This is a genomic window from Pseudoalteromonas sp. TAB23 (genome assembly GCF_000498075.1).
Taxonomy (GTDB): Bacteria; Pseudomonadota; Gammaproteobacteria; order Enterobacterales; family Alteromonadaceae; genus Pseudoalteromonas; species Pseudoalteromonas arctica.
In genome coordinates this window covers 1-3,320 of the sequence record NZ_AUTP01000283.1, presented here as the reverse complement: position 1 = coordinate 3,320, position 3,320 = coordinate 1, and the positions used below count along the sequence as shown (strand labels likewise).

The 3,320-nt window shown below is 38.9% G+C and carries 4 protein-coding genes; 2 read left to right on the top strand and 2 right to left on the bottom strand.

The window, feature by feature from the left end:
• A partial coding sequence (locus L654_RS0117705) for a putative sulfate exporter family transporter (RefSeq protein ID WP_024608632.1) occupies positions 1-487 on the bottom strand: 487 nt, incomplete at its 3' end.
• A 121-nt stretch (positions 488-608) separates the two neighbouring features.
• Between L654_RS0117705 and L654_RS0117700 the strand changes: the two genes are divergently transcribed.
• On the top strand, positions 609-1,487 hold the full coding sequence (locus tag L654_RS0117700) for a LysR substrate-binding domain-containing protein (RefSeq protein ID WP_024608631.1): 879 nt from the start codon (positions 609-611) through the stop codon (positions 1,485-1,487).
• Between the two features lie 65 nt (positions 1,488-1,552).
• Here the strand turns inward: L654_RS0117700 and L654_RS0117695 are convergent, their stop codons facing one another.
• The gene (locus tag L654_RS0117695) at positions 1,553-1,939 is read right to left on the bottom strand and encodes a hypothetical protein (protein ID WP_024608630.1); all 387 of its coding nucleotides are present in this window, start codon (positions 1,937-1,939) and stop codon (positions 1,553-1,555) included.
• A gap of 181 nt (positions 1,940-2,120) precedes the next feature.
• Between L654_RS0117695 and L654_RS0117685 the strand changes: the two genes are divergently transcribed.
• Positions 2,121-3,289 (top strand): IS3 family transposase gene (locus tag L654_RS0117685; RefSeq protein WP_139016089.1). Its coding sequence is split into 2 segments (ribosomal slippage): positions 2,121-2,397 and positions 2,397-3,289, totalling 1,170 coding nucleotides; the frame shifts between segments, so codons are not numbered across the junction.
• The last annotated feature ends 31 nt before the right edge of the window (positions 3,290-3,320 follow it).

Sequence of the window (3,320 nt, the reverse complement as noted above, 5' to 3'; positions counted from 1 at the left end):
CAGGCTCGGTTGCCATTACAGCTGCTGCGCCACAAATAGAGCTACCTGCGCCAATTAATATTACTGTTTGCTCATCAAGCTTAAATACTCGTTTGCCAAGCTGTATTGCTAATATAAACGTACCACTGAGCATAACAATGTCGGTTAGTAAGCCATGCCAGCCAACGCCTGCTACCTGTGCAAAGGTAATTCTAAAACCAAATAAAATAATACCCGCTTTGAGTAAAATACTTTTAGCGTAATCAACACCCACATCGGTATGAGTCGCAATGCGCGAAAACACACTGTTACCTACAATAATGCCAAGCACAATACCAATAGTTAAAGAGCTAAATTGCGCGCTTTGCATTACCTGCAACTTACTCAGCGCAACAGCAACACTTGCTAAAACTATAACCAATAGCATTCCTAGCCACCAACGCGAGTTGGTATACTGCTTAGTATTAATACTAAAAAGCTGTGGCATATCTTTAATTGCACTAAGCATAGTCATCCCTTAATAAAGTCATCGTAATTAATTGACTTCATTTTAAGAAAGCGCAAAATATAACTCCAATACATTAAAATCATGATTCGATAACTTAAGGTTATGTGATTTGAGAGGCACAATGAACTTGCATGCACTACGGGTGTTTCATACGGTTGCTAAATTAGGCAGTTTTTCAGGCGCAGCCGAGGCGCTTTTTATAAGCCAACCAGCTGTGTCTAAAGCTTTAAAAGAACTTGAGTATCAGCTAAATATACAACTTATTGAGCGCGCATCTAAGGGTAAAAAACTCACCTTAAGTGAAGGTGGACAAGCACTTTTTGAACATGCTCGTAGTATTTTTGCTATTGAAAAGGCAGCCATTGAAGATATTAAATCACGCACAGGGCTTAAGCGCGGCACACTCGTTATAGGCACCAGTACAACCATTGCCAGCTATTGGCTACCGCCCTATTTAGCCAATTTTTGCGCACAATACCCCCATATAAAAGTAGAAGTACAAGTTGCCAATACCGCACAAATTGAGCACGCCATACTTGAATGCACTATAGATTTAGCACTGGTTGAAGGCACACCAACCGAGCCGCATATTATAAGTAAGCACTGGCAAAACGATTTAATGAGTGTAGTTATACCCAGTAACTTTAAGCCCACGAAAGACTTAAAAGCATGGTTAAACAAACAGTTTTGGCTACTGCGCGAACCAGGCTCGGGCACTTTAGAGGTCTCGGTTAAATTACTACAGCAACATGGCATTACAGCAAAAAATAGTATGCAACTCGGAAGTAACGAAGCAATAGCAAGGGCGGTAGCACAAGGAATGGGCGTTGCTTTATTGCCTAATGTAGTCACTGAGGATTTAGTACAGTTAGGTAAATTAACACGGCTAAAACAGCCAAATAACGTCGAGTTATCAAGACCATTATACCAATTACACTATAAAGACAGACCCTCTTCACATGCCGCACAAGCATTTGAAAAAAGCCTATTTAGTGAATAATGTTTGATCTGAGCTGTAAGCCGAGTAAGAAAACGGTTGTGTAACATTAATCGCTTGTTGTGGTGTTACCTTAATTTATTATATATAAGCCAACTAGTTAAACCCATTGAAAGTACTAATAAATGAAGAACCAATGTTGCACGATTAAATTCACGAAAAAGACTAAGTAAAAAAACTGGAAGTATACTTAAGATTAAAACTACAGGTAATTTAAATAAATTTAACTTTTGGAGTAATAAGCTAATAGGTAATCCGTAAATGAACATTAAAGGATAGAAATAAAATAAACTTCCCATCCCTATTGATACACCAAAACCAACACCTGAAATTAATGAACTCACAGAAGTATAGTTTTCTATACCCGCATAAAAATAACAAAAACCAAGGACTGGTAACGCAATTAAAGGACTAAGAATCGCAGCAATCAAATTTTTACGTAGATCCTTAGGCATATTAAGAAACACCATAACGAGTTTGTAGATTAATTAGTTTTTTATTTGTTTTAATTGATATACAAACCATAGCTGAATTCCTATTTTGGCTCAGCCAAAGGAGTAAAATTTTGACCTTGACGTGGTTTAATGGATTCGACTACCCCAGTTAAGAGATAATCAACTTAACTGGAGATCGATAATGACAAAACGTAAAAAGTATTCCAAAGAATTTAAACTTGATGCCATCGCATTAGTTGTTGAGCAAAACTACTCTCAAGCAGAAGCCTCTAGAAATTTAGGGGTAAATCCCAACATGCTTGGTCGGTGGATAAAAGAAGCTGAAAATGATGATGGGCAGGCTTTTAGAGGGAATGGTAATTTGACCCCTGAGCAAGAAGAGATCAGAGAGCTAAAAGCGCAAGTGAAACGCCTAGAAATGGAGCGTGAAATATTAAAAAAAGCGACGGTCTTCTTTGCCAAAGAAACGAAGTGAAATACTCGTTCATAACCCAATACAAGAAGACCTGGCCTGTGGCGGTAATGTGCCGAATACTGGGTGTAAAAAGTAACAATTACTATAGTTATCAAAAGCGATATTCAACTAAATCAGAGGATCCAACACATCAAGAAATGATTGATTGGGTCAAGGACATAGCGCACTTCAGTGATAATACTTACGGTGAAAGGCGTATTCAGAAAGTCTTAAATGCACTCGGTTTTCCGGTGAGCCGTCACAAAACAGCACAGTTAATGAAAGAGGCAAATGTCTGGGTGCGTTATAAAAAGAAATACAAAGTAACAACGAATAGTGACCATAACAAGCCTATTTATCCCAATGTACTTGAGCAAAACTTCAACGTTGAAGCCGCTGATCAAGCTTGGGTACAAGATATCACTTATGTTTGGACTGCAGAAGGTTGGTTATATCTGGCGGTAGTGATTGATTTATATTCGCGTAAAGTCGTTGGTTGGAGCATGGGCTCACGAATGAAAGCGCAGCTTGTCTGTGACGCACTGACTATGGCGATGTGGCAACGCCAACCCAAAGCAGGGTTGATTATCCATTCAGATCAAGGGGTTCAATATGCAAGCCATCAATATCGTAGATTGCTCAAGTCAAACGACTTCATTGGTAGCATGAGTAAGAAAGGTTGTTGCTGGGATAATGCTGTTGCAGAAAGCTTCTTCGGTAGTTTGAAGCAAGAGCGCGTGCATTGGAAAAATTACCCAACGCGTTATGAAGCTCAACAGGATGTAATGAATTACATCTGCATGTGGTACAACAGTCGTCGCTTACATTCGTACTTAAATTATCAAAGCCCAAATGACTTTGAAGAACGAACCGAAACATTAGATATGGTTTCTTAACTAGGGTGACTGAATTTAGTTGACCACGTCA

Excerpts from the sequence above, each read along its gene's own strand:
- L654_RS0117700 (WP_024608631.1), top strand. The coding sequence starts at position 609 with ATGAACTTGCATGCACTACGGGTGTTTCATACGGTTGCTAAATTAGGC.
- L654_RS0117695 (WP_024608630.1), bottom strand. The coding sequence starts at position 1,939 with ATGCCTAAGGATCTACGTAAAAATTTGATTGCTGCGATTCTTAGTCCT.